The 20051-nt window shown below is 49.2% G+C and carries 15 protein-coding genes and 1 pseudogene; 8 read left to right on the top strand and 8 right to left on the bottom strand.

Annotated elements, in window-relative coordinates:
- Positions 1 to 82: 82 nt before the first annotated feature.
- Together ACSZLD_RS12060 and ACSZLD_RS12065 are read left to right on the top strand one after the other, a co-directional pair.
- Positions 83 to 988, top strand: a complete 906-nt coding sequence (locus tag ACSZLD_RS12060; protein ID WP_444685306.1) for a YusW family protein — start codon at positions 83 to 85, stop codon at positions 986 to 988.
- A gap of 175 nt (positions 989 to 1163) precedes the next feature.
- A complete protein-coding gene (locus ACSZLD_RS12065) occupies positions 1164 to 2054 on the top strand; it encodes a metal ABC transporter solute-binding protein, Zn/Mn family (RefSeq protein ID WP_444685307.1) in 891 nt (296 codons plus the stop codon).
- Positions 2055 to 2332: 278 nt separating this feature from the next.
- Here ACSZLD_RS12065 and ACSZLD_RS12070 read toward each other — a convergent pair whose 3' ends face one another.
- The 6 genes from ACSZLD_RS12070 to ACSZLD_RS12095 all read right to left on the bottom strand — a co-directional run bounded on the left by ACSZLD_RS12070 (position 2333) and on the right by ACSZLD_RS12095 (position 9456).
- Complete coding sequence (locus tag ACSZLD_RS12070) at positions 2333 to 3520, bottom strand: iron-containing alcohol dehydrogenase (protein ID WP_444685308.1); 1188 nt, start codon at positions 3518 to 3520, stop codon at positions 2333 to 2335.
- Positions 3521 to 3539: 19 nt separating this feature from the next.
- Positions 3540 to 5051 (bottom strand): sodium:solute symporter family protein, encoded by a 1512-nt coding sequence (locus ACSZLD_RS12075; protein WP_377909418.1) that lies wholly within the window; start codon positions 5049 to 5051, stop codon positions 3540 to 3542.
- Positions 5052 to 5168: 117 nt separating this feature from the next.
- Entirely contained in the window at positions 5169 to 5654 is a 486-nt protein-coding gene (locus ACSZLD_RS12080; protein WP_377909417.1) for a hypothetical protein, read from the bottom strand.
- 11 nt (positions 5655 to 5665) lie between these two features.
- Positions 5666 to 7108 carry an aldehyde dehydrogenase family protein gene (locus ACSZLD_RS12085; protein ID WP_444685309.1) on the bottom strand — a complete coding sequence of 481 codons (1443 nt, stop codon included), beginning with the start codon at positions 7106 to 7108 and terminating at the stop codon, positions 5666 to 5668.
- A 56-nt stretch (positions 7109 to 7164) separates the two neighbouring features.
- Positions 7165 to 8166, bottom strand: a complete 1002-nt coding sequence (locus tag ACSZLD_RS12090) for a LacI family DNA-binding transcriptional regulator (RefSeq protein ID WP_444685310.1) — start codon at positions 8164 to 8166, stop codon at positions 7165 to 7167.
- 111 nt (positions 8167 to 8277) lie between these two features.
- Complete coding sequence (locus tag ACSZLD_RS12095) at positions 8278 to 9456, bottom strand: pyridoxal phosphate-dependent aminotransferase (protein WP_444685311.1); 1179 nt, start codon at positions 9454 to 9456, stop codon at positions 8278 to 8280.
- Between the two features lie 166 nt (positions 9457 to 9622).
- Here ACSZLD_RS12095 and ACSZLD_RS12100 point away from each other — a divergent pair, with 166 nt between their 5' ends.
- Positions 9623 to 11023: an MDR family MFS transporter gene (locus ACSZLD_RS12100; RefSeq protein WP_444685312.1), complete on the top strand. Its 1401-nt coding sequence runs from the start codon at positions 9623 to 9625 to the stop codon at positions 11021 to 11023.
- A gap of 469 nt (positions 11024 to 11492) precedes the next feature.
- Positions 11493 to 13001 carry an alpha-amylase gene (locus ACSZLD_RS12105; protein ID WP_444685313.1) on the top strand — a complete coding sequence of 503 codons (1509 nt, stop codon included), beginning with the start codon at positions 11493 to 11495 and terminating at the stop codon, positions 12999 to 13001.
- 81 nt (positions 13002 to 13082) lie between these two features.
- Here the strand turns inward: ACSZLD_RS12105 and ACSZLD_RS12110 are convergent, their stop codons facing one another.
- Positions 13083 to 13895, bottom strand: a complete 813-nt coding sequence (locus ACSZLD_RS12110) for an STAS domain-containing protein (RefSeq protein ID WP_444685314.1) — start codon at positions 13893 to 13895, stop codon at positions 13083 to 13085.
- A gap of 76 nt (positions 13896 to 13971) precedes the next feature.
- The gene (locus ACSZLD_RS12115) at positions 13972 to 14979 is read right to left on the bottom strand and encodes a GGDEF domain-containing protein (RefSeq protein WP_444685315.1); all 1008 of its coding nucleotides are present in this window, start codon (positions 14977 to 14979) and stop codon (positions 13972 to 13974) included.
- Positions 14980 to 15209: 230 nt separating this feature from the next.
- On the opposite strand from ACSZLD_RS12115, the gene ACSZLD_RS12120 reads away from it, so the two are divergent.
- The 4 genes and pseudogenes from ACSZLD_RS12120 to ACSZLD_RS12135 all read left to right on the top strand — a co-directional run.
- Positions 15210 to 16178 carry a S8 family peptidase gene (locus tag ACSZLD_RS12120; protein ID WP_444685316.1) on the top strand — a complete coding sequence of 323 codons (969 nt, stop codon included), beginning with the start codon at positions 15210 to 15212 and terminating at the stop codon, positions 16176 to 16178.
- 18 nt (positions 16179 to 16196) lie between these two features.
- A complete protein-coding gene (locus tag ACSZLD_RS12125) occupies positions 16197 to 17060 on the top strand; it encodes an alpha/beta fold hydrolase (RefSeq protein ID WP_444685317.1) in 864 nt (287 codons plus the stop codon).
- 141 nt (positions 17061 to 17201) lie between these two features.
- A complete protein-coding gene (locus ACSZLD_RS12130; protein ID WP_444685318.1) occupies positions 17202 to 18890 on the top strand; it encodes a methyl-accepting chemotaxis protein in 1689 nt (562 codons plus the stop codon).
- A 270-nt stretch (positions 18891 to 19160) separates the two neighbouring features.
- Positions 19161 to 19916: pseudogene (locus ACSZLD_RS12135) on the top strand (transporter substrate-binding domain-containing protein); the annotation flags it as partial.
- Positions 19917 to 20051: the final 135 nt, after the last annotated feature.

Genomic DNA, 20051 nt, shown 5'->3' on the forward strand with positions numbered 1-20051 from the left:
AATTCTAATGAACGTTTCACGATCCTCTCATACAGGCGGGGTAAGCTATACCTGTAATGAACAAACGAGAGGATGAGATATGATGAAAAAAATAATGACAGGACTTACAGCGGTGGCACTGCTGACAGCATGCGGACAGATGGAGAGTGTGGAGCCGGATAATGGCGGGACAACCGCTTCTGAGCAAAATGTAGAAACCGAGATGAGTACAGAAAACGAGGACGATCAGGCTGCTGATGAGGAACCTGCGGCAAACAATGAAACAGCGGAAGAAGCGCATGAAAATGAGACGGCGGACGAATCCGCCGAAGAGGCCAACACAGAAGAAGAGGAGGCCGCGGCATACGAGGCAGAGGTGGATGAATTTGATCTGGACTTGGAATGGAAAAACGGCGATGAGTGGGAGTACGACTACCGAGCTGACCGCGATAACGAAACAGATATCGAACGGGACGGGGACGAATCGGTCCGGGGAGAAGCCGCAGCACAGGAAATAGAAGAATTGCTAGCAGCCGTTGACATTCACAAGGACCGCTCCATTGAAGAGATGCGTGATGATATCCTCGCTCACATCGATATGCCGCTCGAGGAGCTTGATGATATCGAAATTGAAATGAAGCTTGCTTCCGGAGAAGAGCTGCAGGTGGATCAGGAAAATATCGCCGGTACAGAGCCGGGAGCGGTGCGGGAGCTGGACATAGATATCGATTTTACAAACGGTGAGGACTTGGAATACGACTATGAAGCGGACGATCCGGAGGCGGAAATAGAACGACGTGACGGAACAGAAGTGGAAGGACGTGAAGCTCTTGAGGAGATCGAATCTTTGCTTGGCGCGATTCAACTGCAGACGAACCGTCCGATTCGTGATATGAAAGACGAGCTGGTCACCGAGCTGGACCTGGATGAATCAGAAATCGAAAAAATAGAAGTAGAAGTAAAATGGGAATCTGGAGAAGAAATGAAGTGGAAGCATAAAACATCCTGACTTTATCATCATAAGCAGAACGGCTTCGAAGCAATACAGAACCGTTCTGCTTTTTTTTTGAAGCAAACAGCTTTACTTTTCACAAAGAGCAGGATAAGATGGTCTCAACAATAAAAGTTTCCTTAGGGAAACATCGTGGCTGTACATAAACTTTTATCTGAATGAGGGATGACGAATGAAAAAGGCAATTTGGCTGCTGCCGGCACTGCTGCTGGCCGCCTGCGGAGAAGCAGAGTCCGGAAGCAGCAATGAAGAAGAGAACTTATATATTACAACCAGCTTTTCGGTGCTCGGTGACATTGCCGCAACGGTTGCAGGCGAGCACGCGGAAGTTGATTACATCGTGCCGATCGGCGAAGAGCCGCACGAGTACGAGCCGGTACCGAGTGACTTTCGTAACGTAAATGAAGCAGATGTGTTTTACGTAAACGGATTGGGACTGGAAGAGTGGCTGCAGCGGGTGGTCGAAAACGCTGCGGACACCGATGTCGTGGAGACGTCCACCGGCGTTGAGGAAATTCCGCTTGAGGGTGAAGAAGGCGTCGACCCGCACGCATGGCTGAGTCCAGCGAACATTCCGTACTACGTTGACAACATCGTCGCAGATCTGTCCGAGCGGGCGCCGGACGCCGCTGCCGATTTTGAAGCAAACGGCGAACAGCTGAAGCAGGAAGCGGAGGAGCTGTCGGCGCAAATTGAAGAAGAGCTGGCAGACATCCCGGAAGAGCAGCGGCTGATTGTCGTCAGTGAAAATGCCTTTAAGTATTTTGGCGCTGATTTTGATATCGACACAGACGGCATCTGGGAACTGAACTCGCACGAAGAAGGCACAACCGGCCAGATGAACCGGATCATTGACGTGATTCAGGACCGCGGCGTCCCGGCAGTGTTTGTCGAGTCAACCGTCGATCCGCGCTACATGGAGACCGTTTCTGATAACTCCGGCGTACCGATTGCCGGTGAAGTTTACACCGATGCTGTCGGTGAAGAAGGAAGCGGGGCAGAAACGTACCTCGATATGCTGCACCACAACGCATCAGTGTTTGCAGAGGGATTAACGGAATAGAAGAAGAGGAGCCGGCAAGCTGCGGCTCCTCTTTTTAGTGCGATCGCTGAAACACGTCCAGCTAGCTAGAGTTTTTGTGAGAGCCGCGGTCAAACGTAACAGACAGCGGCTTGAAAGCAACTTAACAGACCGTTATAACGAAAAAACGACAAGTCAGCCGCTTAAAAATAACGTAAGGCTTACAGAAAGCGACAAGTACCTGACTGAACCAATATGGCGGTATTTGCATAAGAGTGCATGAAATATGGGAAGAGGAGCCTTAGAAAGGTGAACTATTATCAACTATGAGTTTTACTGACTTCTAATTTTCCTTCGAAAGCTGCTACATACCGATCAAAGATCTCTTCGTATGAATAGGATTTTGGACTTCGGGCAAGCAAGCGGGATTGCTTAGTAGCTGCTTCCGTTAACGCCTTCAAATCATCGCGCTTTACTCCGAAGTGTGTTAGATCAGCTGGGATTTGCACATCTTCTACAATAGATTTTAGTTCTAATACAGCGGCTTTTGCTGCTTCCTCTTCTGACATATCTTCTTCATAAACATTCAAGGCCTGAGCCATCATATTCATTTTAGGGGTAGCGTAGGGCCAAATGAAATCAAAAATATATGGAAGAAGTACAGCGTTGGCTTCACCATGGGGCACCTTAAACATACCGCCGAGCGGGTATGCTAATGCATGGACACCAGAGACACCTGCGTTATAAAAACTTAACCCTGCTATCATACTGCCCCAGGCCATATTGGATCTGGCTTCTTTATTGGACCCATCTCTCACTGTTTGCCTGATACTGCTGGAAATGAGCTGAATCGCTTTCATAGCTAATGTGTCTGTTAAAGGAGTAGCATTCACGGATACTAAGGCTTCAACCGCATGAGTAAGCGCATCGACTCCAGTTGCTGCAGTAATAGAAGCGGGAACGGTATAAGTCAAAGCGGGGTCGACTACGGCAGCATCGGCTAACAAATATTCATGCGTTAACACATCTTTTGTATTCTCCAGAGAAAATACTGCGATGTCTGTGATTTCAGCCCCAGTTCCAGCAGTGGTGGGAATTAATATTTTTGGGAGCCCTTTATGCTGGAACGATTTGGTGCCGCTTAAGTTTAAATAATCTTCTATAGAGCCTTCATTCCCATGCATAACAGCAGCTGCACTGGCTATATCCAGAGCACTCCCGCCTCCAACACCAATCACCAGGTCAGCCTGAAAATCCTTTAAAGCCGCTACTGCATGATCGCCAATGTGAATCGGCGGTTCCGGCTGTAAATCCTGATAGACGTAATAGGTAATCCCTTCTTGATCAAGCTCATCAGTTACAGGTGTTGTAATACCTGCTTTGACAACCCCGGGATCTGCAAAAACAAATACTCGTTCAGCCCCAAAGGATTTTACTAGGTTGGGAAGTTGTTTTACAGCCGCTTCACCGGCTTCGATACGTAAAGGTGATACAAATGAAAATGACATCGTTTAAAACCTCCAACTATTATCCGGTTTTCACCGTGGATTTACGTTCAAAAGGCACACTAACATCATGCTTCGCAGAAGTGGCCAAGGTTACAAAATACATCGTAGACATGCTGATGATGACACCTAGTCCAGCTGCACCAAATGGATTAGCGAAATCAAATCCGAAAGGCAAATAGATGATCCAATAAGAAATGGTGCCAGCCAAGAGGGACGAAATAGCTGCACTTTTTGTAGCTCTTTTCCAAAGGGCACCCACAATTAGCGGTCCGGCAGTAGCTGCCATGATACCTCCTATGCCTATCCACATAAATACAGATAAAAATTCGGGAGGAGACCAGGCAATAAAGATGGCTGCAATGATCACTATAAATGTACTGTATCTGCTGATCAGAAGTTCGTTTCTTTCTGCTTTCTCTTTTGTAATCCGCAGCTTTGGAACAATAGATTTTCGATATAAATCATTTGCAAGAAGCTGGGTTAAGGAGACGATTAGCCCATCCGAAGTCGACATAATTGCTGATAAAACAGCTACTGCGAAGAAAGCGGCAATGACTGGTGGAAACAGTTCGCTGAATAAAACAGGGATAATCTGGTCAGGATGGATACCGGCATCACCGCCGATGACTGCGATTCCCAGCATACCGCCAAGTGCCATTAGTGGCAAAATGGTAGCGATAATCGTACAGTACATGATCAACTTTTTTAGATCTTTTCCAGATTTAACTGCCATGAATTTATTTCCCAAATGAGGCAGCACAGCAAAAGGAAGGTGAGCGATAAACAATAAGCCTACGAGCCATAAAGAGCCATATGTTGCATCCCCTGGTAAAAAAAGTTGATTGAAACCACCTTCAGGACGCTCCTGACTGATGGTCGAGAGCATTTGCTGGAAGTTCCCTCCAGTTCCAAAACTGGTTAAAAATGTAGTGAAGACAACTACAGCAATAATCACCATCAAGAAACCTTGAATCGCATCGGTAATAATATCTGAGTGAGAGCCTCCCATAAATACATAGATGGCAAGAACTACAGCTGTTAAGATGAGCCCTGTTCCATAGTTAATGCCCATCATCGTCTGGAACATCGTTGCAGCTGCAACAAATTGAGAAACCACGTAAAAGATCAGCAAGATTGAGATGATCGTCAGTGCTAGTCTTAAAAAATCACTTTGGAATCGTTCACCAATAAACTCTGGAATCGTTCTTGTTCCAAATTTATCACCGTAGCGCTTGATTACCTTTGCTACAAAAACCATTCCGATAACAGTCGCTATCGGGTAGAGGAGCGGATACCACAGCGAAGGTGTACCGATGGAATATGCCAGCCCGGGCATACCCATGAAAGTAGATCCGCTGGAGATGCCTGCTGCAATAACCAATGCCACTACAAGAGGACCGTAGCTGGAGCGGGCAGTAGCAAAATCATCTGGTGTATTAGTACGTTTCATTCCTACCCAGCCCATTGCCAGCATAAGAAGAATAAACAGACTCATGAATATCCAGGAAAACGTAATAATTGTCGTATCCATTTACGAAACCTCTTTTCTTTTTTTATTCTTCTTCATCTACTAATCTTGTTTTAAAAAGAAGCAGTGCCATGCCAATCCATGTACCGATAATTAACGTGCCCATAATAAAAAGAAAAGTCATCCAATCGCCTCCTTGGCAGATACATGCTCTAATATTTCAGGGTGCTTTTTTAAAGGTTCTTCACTGTTTGACAAAGGCTCGTACAGAAAAAGAGCATCTTTTTTCAGCCAACGTGTTTGCTTGACATAATACTCAAATGGAACATATACCAGCGTTGAATACTGAAGCGTAATATCAGGTATTTTCCAGGAACGGGCTTTATGCAGATAAAATCTTCTAAGCATTTCGAACGCATCTTCTTCAGCTTCGTTAAAAGATACTGCTGAAGTCATCACAGATCTTGGTAACGCTTTCATAATTGTCGTATGTGGGGGAACCGCAAAACTGGTTCCTCCTTTAACCAAGTTGGTCATTAACGCGCGCTTCTCTGTTTGCGGAGAAAATAGTGTTCGATATGATGATCGCCATACTGAAAGTAGATAAGGGTAGTACAATTGTCTTCTCGTTGAAGTTGGTTGAAAGGTGATAGTGGTAATCTCCATTTCAGATCCTCCTAAGATTGGTAATTGATGCTGATCATCTTCAGTTCAGCCATTTCCCTCATCGCGTACTTGACTCCTTCTCTGCCATAACCGGATTGTTTTACACCTCCATAAGGCATGTGATCAAATCGTAATGTTGGAACATCATTGATGAGTACTTGACCAGTCTCAAGTTCATGAGCCATTTGCATAGCTTGAGATAAGTTATTAGTAAATACGCCGGCATTCAATCCATAGTGGCTGTCATTCATCGCCTCTAAAGCTTCTTGGCTATCACGCACTTCGTTGATTAAAACTACGGGACCGAATACCTCTGCACAAGAAATGGAGGCGGTGGCCGGAACACGTTCAAGAACTGCTGGTGTTATTCCGTTATCTTTTTTCTCCCCCCCTGTAAGCAAAGAGGCTCCTTGCTCTACAGCTTCTCCAATCCATTTAAAAACTCGTTCTTGAGAGCGTTTATTTATCAAGCTGGAGACATCCGTTTCCTGCTCTTCAGGTGCACCAAATCGAAGTTTTTCTGTAAACGTTACAAACGCTTTTTTGAATGATGAAGCTACTTCCTCATGCACATAGATGCGCTGGGTGCTAAGGCAAACTTGTCCATTATATGCAAAAGCTCCCTGAACCGCTTTTTGAGCTACAGTCTCTACATCGGTAATGGAGCGGTCAACATACATAGGGGAGTTGCTCCCTAGCTCTAACGTTACTCGCTTTAGACCTGCCTGACTTTTAATTAGTTTTCCTACCTCAGGGCTTCCAGTAAAGGATATTTTTTTCACGCGATCGTCTTCCAGCAGCACCTTTCCAAGAGAAACTCCATCACCGGGAACGACCGATAAAGCTCCTTTTGGAAAACCGGATTTAGTTAATACTTTTGCTAAATATAAAGCAGAGAGAGGGGTTTGTTCACTGGGTTTAATAATTATAGGATTTCCAGCTGCAAGAGCTGGTCCTACTTTATGCACTGTCAAATTTAAAGGGAAGTTAAACGGTGTAATAGCTCCAATAACCCCAATAGGCTGAAAAATAGTATACGCATCTCGCCCTTCACCACCAGCTGCTGCATCTAAAGAAAGATATTCACCATCCAGTCGCTTTGCTTCTTCGCCGGCGAACTGTAAAGTCTGCACAGTTCGGTCCACTTCAGCTAAGGAAGCTTTTAATGGTTTACATGCTTCTTTGCTGATGGTTAGTGCGACTTCCTCTTTCTCTTGCTCAATGAAAGAAGCTGCTTTAAAAAGCATGTCTGCGCGTTCTTTTTTCGTTAGCTTTTTAAGCTTTGGGAATGCAGCATGCGCAGCCTCAATCGCTTGTTTCATCATATCTGGAGTAGAATCAGGCACTTGTGCTAGTTTGTCTTCTGTATGGGGATGAAAAATATCATATGTTTTACCAACGTACGTTTCTTCGCCATTTAAAAACCAACCTCTAGTAGTTTCTGTTAGTTGCATGTCAACTCTCCCTTTCTATGAATACGTATTCAAGAAAACTTAAAGTGAATCCCCGATTATAACAATCGGGGCTTTGTTGTCTTTCGATCATATAATGCTGGTTCTAGTGTGATCTGAACATCTTCATTAGCTGGTTTTTCCATTAATTCAATTAAGTGTTCAGCACTTATCAAACCAAGATTTTTAGGACCTTTTTGTCCAATAGATGTAAGCTGAAATGACCGGTGATTTGCTAAGCTCACGTTGTCCATACCACAAATTGAAACATCGTCTGGAATACTATAGCCAATTTGCTGTAGCTTATCCATTGCAAAAATAGCGATGGCATCAGTAGCTGCAAAGATGGCTGTTGGTGGTTTCCTGCTGCTCATAATGTCTAAAACAGCCTGATGAACAGCAGCTTCAGTTGTATTGGTTTCCTTAATCAGGTCTAGAGTGAGGTCCATTCCAGTTATTCGCTTGTATTCATCTAAAAATCCTTGCTTTCGACCATGAAAGGTCGAGGTATAGTTCGGACCGCTGACGACAGCGAGCCTTTCGTGTCCGAGCTCCAGTAAATGATTCGCAGCTAGTCTGCCAGACTCGATATTGTTGATTTCTACAAAATTACCACCTTTATTATGACGGCGATTATACATGACGACAGGAATGTCAAGGGCTTGCAGGTCGTCAAAAACCGGATCTTCTCTGAAAATTGAAGATAAAAGAATACCATCTACTCGTTCAGACAGTACAGCGTCATAAATAGGCTTGTTTTCATCGGTGTGTTCGAAAAAGACCATCGTGCGATACCCTTTGGACTCTGCATAGTTCACAATGGAAGTCGTAGTTTCCACGAAAAATGGATTATGCAAGGGGCCCGAAATTAGTGCGATCGTCCGTGTTCTATTGCTGACAAGAGACCTGGCGACAGAGTTTGGCCTGTAGTTCAACGCTCTCATTGCCTCCTGCACTTTTAAAACATTCTCACTATTTACTTTAGAAGGATCGTTTAAAACACGGGAAACGGTGGATTGTGACACACCGGCATATCTAGCTACATCTTTTGACGAAACCAATGGACATCTCTCCTGAAACATTCTTGAATACGTATTCAAGAAGTTAGTTTTCATAATAAAGCGCTTACAACAAGAAGTCAATACAGAAAATGAAATTTTCTGATTTTTTATTTACTGCTGAAACACGTCCAGCTTGCTGATCCGCTCGACGGCTTCCTGAATCCGTTCTTCCGGCTGGACGAGACCGACGCGCAGAAATCCTTCTCCTGAAGGTCCGAAGCCGCTGCCTGGGGCGGTGACGACATGAGCTTCGTGAAGCAGCTTGTCAGCGAACGCTTCCGAGGTCCAGCCGTCGGGAACGGGGAGCCAGGCGAAAAATGATCCCGCCGGAGCAGGAACCTCCCAGCCGGCGTCGCGCAGGCCGCTGATAAGCAGGTCCCGTCTTTTTTTATACGTATCCGTCAGTTCTCGGACGCTGTCCTGCGGTCCGTTCAGCGCATCAGCGGCGGCATGCTGCACGGCACCGAACAGGCTGACGTACAGATGGTCCTGCAGCAGGTTCAGGTGCTTGATAACAGAGGCATTGCCGACTGCGAATCCGACCCGCCAGCCTGCCATGTTAAACGCCTTTGACATCGTAAACATTTCCACCCCGATATCTTTCGCGCCCGGCGTCTCCATAAAGCTGACTGGCTTCTCGTCGTAGCCGATCGTCCCATAGGCAAAATCGTGGCAGACGCAGATGCCGTGCCGTTCGGCGAGGGACACCGTTTCCTCAAAAAATCGGCTGTTTGCAACCGCGGCGGTCGGGTTATTCGGATAGTTTAAAAACATCAGCTTTGCTTCATCCAGCACGCTGCTGTCGAGCTGACCGAAGTCCGGTAAAAACTGATTTTCCTGTTTGAGCGGCATAAACGTAACGTCTGCACCGGCCATCGACGTACCGGAAAGGTAGTCGGGGTAGCCTGGATCCGGAAGCAGCGCACGGTCGTCCGGATTCAACAGACACTGGCTGATTTCAACAAGACCTGTTTTAGCACCGGAAAGTACGGCGACCTCCGTTTCCGGATCGAGCGTGACACCGTGCTCGCGCTTGTAATAGGCGGCGACAGCCTCCTTTAAAAACGGCCAGCCGGTAAATGGGGAATATTTATGGTAGAGCGGATTTTCGGCAGCCTCCTGAAGGGATTGTACAACGTGCTCCGGCGTTGGCAGATCCGGATTTCCCTGCCCAAGATTAATGACATCATGGCCTTCCTGTTTCAAAGCGGCAGCCGTGCCGGCAAGCTTGGCAAAAAACTGCTCCGGCAGCTGTTGGAGCATCGATGATGGTGAAAATGTGCGGCTCATAGCATCGGTCCTTTCTTCATCTGTTTCCTTTAGTGTACGGAAAAGGGAGCGGGATCGTAAACAAAAGCTTCGACTCTCGTCAGGCAGAACCCTTTTTCGGGTATGTAGAAAAGAGTAAGATAGAGGAAGGCGCGTTCCAGCCAGGAACCAGACGGGAGAGGACATCATGCCAGACGACATACGAAAAGGCCCGCTCGTCGCCGTGCTGCTGACAGGTACGTTTGTTGCGATTTTAAACCAGACGCTGCTTGTCACAGCAATTCCGCCGATTATGCGGGATCTCGGAATCGATGCGAATACGGCGCAGTGGCTGAATACGATTTTTATGCTCGTAAACGGAATTATGATTCCGATTACAGCGTTTTTAATAGGAAAATATACGACAAGAGCACTGTTTATGACGGCGATGAGCCTGTTTGCACTCGGGACGCTCATTGCCGGCCTTTCCCCGAACTTTGAAATGCTGATCGCTGGGCGGATCGTCCAGGCGTCCGGAGCAGGGATTATGATCCCGCTCATGCAGACAGTGCTATTTATGGTCTTCCCGGTTGAAAAGCGGGGACAGGCGATTGGGCTTGTCGGGCTGGTCATTGCGTTTGCCCCGGCAATCGGGCCGACTCTCTCCGGATGGGTCGTCGACCAGTATCCGTGGCGTGCGTTGTTTTTTATTGTCCTGCCGATTGCGGTTATTGATTTGATCGTCGCGTACTTCGTGTTGAAAAACGTCACGAAGCGGACATTTCCGAAAATTGACCGTCTCTCGATTATGCTGTCGACGCTCGGCTTCGGAGGGCTGCTGTATGCCTTCAGCAGCGCCGGTTCAACGGGCTGGGGAAGCGCGCAGGTGCTCGCCTCTGTATCCGTCGGCGCCGTAGCGCTGTTCTGGTTTATCAGCCGCCAGCTGAAGCTGCCGGAGCCGATTCTTGAATTCCGCGTGTTCCGCTACGGCATTTTCACGATCTCCAACATTATTGGCGTTGTGCTGTTTATGTCAATGATCGGGGCAGCGACGATTCTGCCGATATACATGCAGGACATGCTCGGCTTCAGCGCATTTCAGTCTGGGCTGATGCTGCTGCCGGGGGCCATTTTGATGGGTGTGTTCAATCCGATCACCGGAAGAATCTTCGATAAAATCGGGGCAAGGTGGCTTGCGATCAGCGGCATGGCGCTCTTAACAGTGATGACATTTCTGTTCACGAGACTGACCGAAGATACATCGTTTGCCTATATGGCGACGGTGCACGCCTTCCGTATGCTTGCGCTGGCCATGGTGATGATGCCGGTCACTACAGCCGGATTAAACCGGCTGCCGGAGCATCTGATTCCGCACGGCACGGCGATGAACAACACGCTCCGCCAGGTCGGCGGCTCGCTCGGAACGGCCTTTCTCGTGACGATGATGACTGTCGGGGCAGCGGCCTCGGGAAACGGCATCTCCGAAAACGAGGCGATGATCCAAGGAGTGAACATTTCTTTCTGGGTCGCGACCGGCCTGTCATTTATCGGCTTCGTGATCGCGATGTTCATTAAAAATCCAGCTCCAAAACAACAGGAGAGCGCATAAAAGAGCGGTGCCGGAGATTGACCTCCGGCACCTTTTTTCATGGGGGCGGCAGTTTCACATAAAACGGCGGAGCTTCCTCATAAAACGAGAAAAGCACCTCATAAAGAGGCATTGGATACGCATAAGGGGCAGAAGTCTACTCATAAAACAGGCACCCGCTGCGAATAAGGGCCTCCAGTTACGCATAAGGAGGCAAAGAGTACGCATTACAGACGAAAGCATGCTCATAAACGGTCGTCCTGTGTGAATAACGCTCCCTCCTCCTGCCAATAAGCGAATCTGCTTTCTCAAAGACCTGCCTGTCTACAATAGTCCTGTATAATCCGCGCTGTTGCACAATCGTTTGCACAACGATAGCCGCAACAGGCCTTATGCCATTCTGCTGAACGTGTTAAATAGCGTTGCAAAGATCTAAAAGACAGGCTAACGTCATAAATGAAAGCGATTTCATAAAAGAGAGGATGGTTTCATGAAAAAGACGTTACTGACTGGATTGGCTTTTTTCATGCTGATGCCAGCGGGCACAGCGCTTGCAGAAGCAGAAAATGGCACGATGATGCAGTATTTTGAATGGCACCTCGAAAATGACGGAGAGCATTGGAACAGGATGAACGCGGAGGCGGAGGCGTTGAGCGATGCCGGCATTACGGCGCTTTGGATTCCGCCTGCTTATAAAGGCTCCGGACAGGGAGATGTTGGATACGGAGCCTACGACTTGTACGATCTCGGTGAATTTCATCAAAAAGGTACCGTGCGGACAAAGTACGGAACGAAGGCAGAGCTGGAATCAGCCATCAGCGAAGTGCAGTCTCAGGGAATCCAGGTATACGGCGATGTCGTCATGAATCATAAAATGGGGGCGGATTTTACAGAGCCAGTGGAAGCGGTGCAGGTAAATCGATCCAACAGGATGCAGGACATTTCCGGTGCTTATGAAATTGAAGCGTGGACCGGCTTTGACTTTCCAGGGAGAGATGGTGTATATTCTGATTTTCAGTGGCGCTGGTTTCATTTTAACGGCGTAGACTGGGACGCCCGGTATGAAGAAGATCACCTTTTCCGCCTGGCACATACAGGCTGGAATTCCGACGTCGATCTGGAATACGGTAATTACGATTATCTGCTCGGAGCAAACATTGATTACAGCCACCCGGAAGTCCGGGAAGAAATGATGAACTGGGGCAGCTGGTTTACGGACGAGCTGAATCTCGACGGCTACCGGCTGGATGCAGTGAAGCACGTACCCGCCTGGTACATGAAGGACTGGGTCGGCTTCCAGCGTAACGAAGCGGAGCAGGATTTGTTTGTCGTCGGTGAATACTGGGCGGATGATCTGGGTGCGATTGAGAGCTACCTGGAGCGGATGGACTGGGATGTATCCATGTTCGACGTGCCGCTGAATTACAATTTTTATGAAGCATCGAGAACCGGCGGCAGCTACGATATGCGCAACCTGCTGGACGGCTCGCTCGTTGAAACGCATCCGATGCATGCGGTCACGTTTGTCGACAATCATGATACGCAGCCGGGAGAATCGCTGGAATCATGGGTGGACGACTGGTTTAAACCGCTTGCCTACGCCGTTATTTTGACGCGTGAAGGCGGCTATCCGTCTGTTTTTTACGGGGACTATTACGGCATTCCGAACGACGGCATCGGCGCAAAGCAGGAAATGCTCGATACGCTGCTGGAAGCGAGGCAGGATTACGCATACGGTACGCAGCACGACTATTTTGACCACTGGGATGTCGTCGGCTGGACACGTGAAGGAAGCAGCAGTCATCCCGGATCCGGCATGGCAGCGGTTATGTCCAATGGCCCCGGCGGATCAAAGTGGATGTATGTAGGCAGAGATCGGGCCGGCGAAACGTGGAGCGATATGACGGGTAATCACGGCGCGTCTGTCACCATTAACAGCGACGGCTGGGGAGAATTCCATACGGACGGCGGATCTGTATCGATTTATGTGCAGCAATAGGGAGTCGGCTCACACTAAAAAAGCGCTGAAACAGGGGACAACCTTGTTTCAGCGCTTATTTTATCCCGGCTGCTTATAAGCTCAGTTCTCGTGACCGGCGATGTCGTTTAAGACAGATTTCACGCTTTGATATGTTGGATAGTCCGCGAGGTTGATGTTCTGTTCAATGATCATCTGAGCTGTTTCGGAGCGAATACCGCTTACAATCACCTTCAGTCCGACGAGCTTCATCGAATCGAGAATCATAAACAAATGGTCGGCTACCTCCTGGGTGATTTCATACGCGCCGGAAAAATCAACGATGATCGTCTGTGTTTTCGATTCGGTCAGGCGTGGGAGCGTATTTTCGAGCAAGCTGCTCGTGCGCCGCTGGGTCAGATTGCCGATGAGCGGCAGCACGGAAATGCGGTCGCGTACAGGAACAATTGGTGCAGAAAGCTCCAGCATTTCCTTTCGCATCTGCTCGAGCTGCTCCTGATAGCGGCTGTTGTAGTTCGAGGTTGTGCTGTTAATCACTTCATCGAACACTTCGACGACGCTGTTGATCAGCTGATAGCAGCTCATCGACGTGTGCTCGGCTTTCCCCTGCAGCCGTTTCAGCAGTTCCATGCGCATCTGATTTAAGTAACCGGTCATATCTTCAATTTCCAGTCCGCCTTCTGCAGCGCGGTTATGTGTATCATAGTCCAGTTTATCAAGCGGTGTGGCCCCGTTTTTCCCCTCAAGCCGGCGCCGGATCGTCTCCATTAGCCCATAAGATAGACGGTAGTGCATCTCATAGCTGTTTTCGTCCTCATGTAAAAATGGAGAGCTCTCCCGCAGACTTTCCATCAAATCGGCGGTTAAGCCGTCCAAATCCTCAAATATTTCCGCTTCCTGAACAGACATCGTCATTCGATCACCTTTATTCTTAATAGATTCAGAGTCCATATTACTAGATGGAGGCAAAAATTACAATCGATGACTGCGCTCATGACGCACCCGCAGCAGGCAGAAACGTTACTTGATTTTTAGCAGACTGCTTGCCTTCCACGAGCGCCTGATCGGCTCTGGACAGCGTTTGCTCCAAGGAAGAATCGACTTCGGTCAGGCCGCCTGTGAAGGAAAGGCCCTGCGGCTCTGGCAGCTCATTAATCGCGAGTGCCATACGGCGTACCGCCTGCTCGACCTCTGATTTATCGCCATCAGGAAAATAGAGTAAAAATTCTTCGCCGCCCCACCTGGCTGCCATAGCGTGTGCCGTTTTTTCCGCTTTAATAATTCCGGCCGCCTGAGCCAAGGCGTGGTCACCAGCAGTTTGACCGAGCTCGCCATTGATTTTTTTAAAATTATCCAAATCAAGCAGCGCCAAATAGCCGGATTTCCCCTGGTCCAGAGCTTCCTGCATCTGTACGTACATCCAACGCCGGTTGAACAGGCCAGTCAGGGGATCAAACCGCTCGGCGGCTTCCCGTTCCATGCTTTTTTGATCGTGCATGCGCTTATAAAACAGCAGGCAGATAAAAAAGATCGCAAATATCATAAACACGTTCATCGTCAAAATGGTCTGGAGTACAGTCGGCGGAAAATATCCGGTATTAGCGGGGGCGATCAAAAAGATGAGAAAGAAAAACGAAACGGCAGCAGTATTTAAGACTACCTGCCAGGCGAACGGCAGAAAAATCAGGGTCAGAACAGGAAAATTTAATATAAACAAATGAAGGCCGGCGGCTGTACCGACGAGGTAAGAGCCGATGGTGATATGGACAATTGTGTTAACGAGCTGGGTGACCGCAATCTGCTTATACTGCTCCTTTTGCACAAACGGCAGCAGCAGGAAAACGACGATCGTGCTGACCACGTGCGCACTCGCCAATATCCAGTCTCCAGAAAAAATGTTGAGGATCATCAGAATCAAGTGGACCGACCAGTTTAGATAGAGAAAACGGGTCATCAGCTTCTGCAGCGGCGTGTAGGCGTTAGTTGCAGCATGATTCACAGCACTCATCCTCCAAATTTGATAAGAAAAACACGTCTCAGGTCCTATTGAAAAATAGTTCGTTACTATAATAATAACGTAAATTGCTAAAAAATCAATCCGCCCATTTTCGCAGAATGGCTGCTGCCCGAAATGAGGGCGCTGTTTTAAGCAGCTATGTCCCGCAGGAGTGTGTGTTTGTACAATTTATGGAAGGGAATGAGAGTGGAAACAGGAAAGGAGTGTCCTGCATGAGCGATGTAAGGCTGATTCCATATAAGGTGGAAAAACGGTTTCGAACAATGTCGGACGTACCGCGCGGAATTGAAATGGTAGAGGCCCCTGCTTTCTGGAACACAGCAGGTAAAGGAAGCGGACACGTTACAGCTGTCATTGATACGGGCATTTCTCTAAACCATCCGGACTTAGAGGATCGGATCGTGGGAGGAAGGAACTTTTCGCAGGATGACGGGGGAGATCCGGAGAGCTATGACGACTATAACGGTCACGGCACGCACGTTGCAGGTACGATCGCAGCAGCTGAAAACGGGTCCGGCGTAGTCGGTGTGGCTCCGGAAGCGAAGCTGCTCAGCTTAAAGGCACTTGATCAAAACGGTGGCGGTTCGATGCAGTCGGTCGTTGACGCGATCCACTATGCAGTAGACTGGGAAGGTACTGACGGAGAGCGAGTGCGTGTGATCTGCATGTCGCTTGGAGGACCGGAAGATCTTCCGGAACTGCACGAGGCAGTGAAGCGGGCCGTGTCAGAACGGATCGCAGTCGTCGTCGCAGCTGGCAATGAAGGCGATGGCAATCTGGATACAGACGAGTTTGCTTATCCAGGCGCTTATAATGAAGTCATTCAAGTCGGCGCAGTCAATTTTCAAGGTGAGCTGACGGAGTTTACAAACACGAACGATGAAATTGATCTCGTTGCCCCTGGTCATAACATTCTCTCCACGTACCTCGACGGCGGCTACTCGGAGTTGAGCGGAACGTCAATGGCAGCTCCGCACGTAGCCGGTGCGATGGTGCTGCTGCTTCACTGGGCCGAAGAAGGCTTTGGACGGCGTATTTCAGAGGCAGAAATGTACGCACAGCTGATCCGCCGTACAACACCGCTCGGAAATCCGCTGACAGCTGAAGGAAATGGTCTCCTTACGCTCGGTCTGGTGGAACGAATTGCCGCCTGGACCGGTGAACAGCCGGCGGCCCCATAAGCAGAGGAGGAACGAATGATGGCAGTTGATATAGAGTTTACATTTATTGATACGAATCATGTGACCCTGCACACCGCACTCGCCGGACCGAAGGACGGCGAACTGGTTGTTTTGCTGCACGGCTTCCCGGAGTTCTGGTACGGCTGGCGCCATCAGATCGAAGCGCTTGCGGAGGCAGGCTACCGGGTCGCGGTGCCGGACCAGCGCGGCTACAATTTAAGCAGCAAGCCCGAGGGCGCGTCGCTCTACACTGTTGATCTGCTCCGCGACGATATCGCCGGTCTGATCGAGCAGCTAGGTTATCAGGAGGCATACTGGGTCGGTCACGACTGGGGCGGCGCGGTTGCATGGTACGCGGCTGCGACAAAGCCGGAGCTCGTCAAAAAGCTGACGGCGATTAACATCCCCTACCCCGGAGCGATGGGCAAGGCGCTGCTCCGCTATCCGCCTCAGCTGTTGAAAAGCTTATACATGGCGTTTTTCCAGATACCGGAGTTTCCCGAAAAGCTGATGCAGACGGATGATCTGGAGCAGATGAAAAAAGGCATCGCGATGACAGCCAACCCGGGAGCGTTTACCGAAGACGATCTCGATCGCTACAAAACCGCCTGGGCGCAGCCCGGTGCTTTGACCGGCATGCTGAACTGGTATCGTGCCATTTGGCACAAGGAGATTCGCCCCGATCTCGTACAGGTACCGGTGCGGATTCTCTGGGGGCTGGGGGATCCGTTTCTGCACAAAACGACGGCGAAGGTGAGTCTTGAATACTGCGCGAAGGGCGAGCTGATCTATATTGACGATGCCACTCACTGGGTTCATCATGAACAGCCGGACGTCATCAACCGGCTGATGCTGGAGTTTCTGCAGCAGGAAAAACCGTAAGTCCAGAAGTCACTAAGGTACCTTTCGACTTACGAAAGGTACCTTTTTTTATGCCTTCAGCTTCCAACTAAGTGCTCCGGTGCCGATATTAGAACCGGAGGACAAGGGCCTCTGCCACCATACGAAGAGGGGGAGAAGATCGTGACGCTGAAAGCAAAGCTGCTTGGCGCTTTTTCGGTCGTTGTTGTCATTATTTTTGTCATTGGTGGGCTGGCGCTCTCAAGCCTCAGTTCGATGAATCAGAACGGAGAAACGATGTATGAGGATCGGGTGATGGCATTAAGCTACCTGATCGACATCGTGCAGCATGCCGAAATGGCCAGGGGAGAAATGCTGACATCACTATTGACAGAAGAAGTACTGCGGGCAGAGGAGGCCCTTGGTGAACTGGAATATGTAGATGGTGTCCTGGAAGCATATGCAGGAACGTATTTAACGTCAGAGGAAGCCGAAGCGCTGAGCCAGCTGGAATCAGAGTGGCTGGATTTCTCAGCAGCATTACAGTTTATGAATGAGGAAATTCAAAATGGAAATGTGGAGGCTGCTACCCGCTTTACAGAAACGGCAGCAACAGAGTTTGCACAGGTGGAGGAAACGCTGGAGTCCTTGATCGTGATTAATGAAGGAGTTGCGGGGGAACTCAATGCCGCAAACCAGTCTTTGTTTGAGCAAAGCCGTATGTTAATGATTGCAGCGGCCGTTGCTGCGGTTCTCGCTGCAGCAGGTCTCGGTATCTTTCTCGGGCGCTCGATCGGCGGAGCAGCAAGCCGGGTGTCGGATTATATGAAAGCAGTGGCTGCGGGGGATTTGACGCGGGAGCCGCTTCAGGTCAACCGAAAGGACGAGCTTGGTGAGCTGATGACATCCGCTAACACGATGCAGGAAAGCTTGCAAGATGTCCTGCAAGGGGTCGCAGATGCCTCCTCTGATGTGACGCAGAACAGCGAGGAACTGCTTCAATCCGTGGATGAAATGCGAAATGGCAGTGAACAAGTCGCTTCTACGATGGAAGAGCTGGCGTCCGGTGCAGAGCTTCAGGCCGGCAGTGCGGGTACGCTCGCGGAGAGCATTGAGGCGTTTTTGGAGCAGATTGAAGCAAGCCGGATTGCAGGGGAGGCGGCTTCTGAAAATACGAAGGCGGCTGATGAAGCGGCAGCCGTAGGACGCGAACGAATGGCTTCGTCCCTCACGTCGATGGAAGACATTCACGATGCGGTGCGCTCTGCAGTAGCCGACGTACGCGGCCTGGATGAAAAAACGAAAAACATCACGTCGCTCGTGGATATGATTCAAGGTGTGGCGGATCAGACAAATCTGCTTGCGCTGAATGCTGCGATCGAAGCAGCGAGAGCAGGCGAACATGGACGCGGTTTTGCCGTTGTAGCAGATGAAGTGCGCAAACTTGCGGAACAGGTGTCGGTGTCCGTCTCGGAAATTACAAGCATCGTTCACGCGATTCAGCAGGAGTCGGCGGTTGTCGCAGCCGGCCTTGAAAGCGGCTTTAAGAAAGCGGAAGCCGGTGCGGAACAGGTACGCCTGACCGGCGAAGCGTTTGAAACGGTTCAGCAGGCTGCGGCTGCTTCAGCTGAGCGGATGCAGGGCCTGACCGGCCGGCTTGCCGAGGTAACAGCCGGAAGCGGAAAAATCCGCAGTTCGATCAGTGAAGTTGCTTCTGTGTCGCAGCAGTCGGCAGCCGGAATTGAAGAAACAGCTGCTTCAACCGAGCAGTCTCTAAGCTCCATGGAAGAGATTGCGTCCAGCTCAGCAGATCTCGCCCGTCTTGCAGAAAATCTGCAGGAAAAAGTGCAGCAATTCCAGCTTCGTGCATAATTACGAACATTTTCGATTAAAAATGTATACACGCTGACGCTTTTGTCAGGTGACGCATGACAGAGAACGGCAGAAAACGGCTGACAGCAGCCGTTTTCCCTGTTTAATTTGAGCTGAAATCATGTAAGGAAATATGACATACTTTTCAGCTTATTCATAAAAATGTTTTATCAGAATATTGATAATTATGTAATTGTATGATACGCTCTTTTTTATCAGTAATCATTTTCAAATTAATTAAACCATTAGGACGAGAGGGGATCAGTACACATGAAAAAGAAATGGGCAGGTATCGTTTTAGGTACAGCAGCAGTTGCAGCACTTGCTGCCTGCGGGGGAAATGAAGATGGGGATATGCCTACATACACGGTGGCGACAGACTCCAACTACGTTCCGTTTGAATTTTTGAATGATGAGACAGGGGAAATGGAAGGCTTCGATATTGACCTGATCAATGCGATTGCCGAAGAAGTCGGCTTCGAAATCGATCTGGAAGTAGTAGAATTCGACGGTATCGTTTCCGGAATGGGAACAGGACGCTATGATATTGGAATTGCCGGTATGACGATCACAGAAGAGCGTGCCGAGAACTTTGAATTCTCACGTCCTTACTACAGTGCCGGTCTGATTCTGGCAGTACAGCCGGGTGAAGAAGAAATTCAGTCCATCGACGACGTCGACGGTCTGCGTGTCTCAACGCGTGCTGCTACAACGAGCCAGACTTATCTGGAAGAAAACACGGATGCAGAAGTGGTCACGTTCCCAGACATCGTGAACGCTTACCAGGATCTGCAGGCAGGTCGCGTTGATGCCGCTATTTATGACCTTCCAAACGTTCTCTACTACATTGAAACAGAAGGTGTAGGCGAAATGGAAACAGTCGGTGATACGCTCACTGGTGAGCAGTATGGCATTGCCTTCCCGGAAGGCTCCGAGCTGCGTGAAGACGTAGATGCTGCGCTCGAAACACTGATGGAAGATGGCACATATGCCGAAATTTATGAAGAGTGGTTCGGTCAGGAGCCTAACCTCGACCAGCTTGCAGATACAGCAGAAGATGCGATGAATCTGGAGCCGGAAGATGCAGAGGATGCGGACGAAGCAGATACTGCAGATGAAGAAGTAAACGACGGCGAAGATGTTGAAAACGATCCAGCAGAA

Source organism: Alkalicoccus luteus, from assembly GCF_052061695.1.
In the GTDB taxonomy this organism is placed as follows: domain Bacteria; phylum Bacillota; class Bacilli; order Bacillales; family Salisediminibacteriaceae; genus Alkalicoccus; species Alkalicoccus luteus.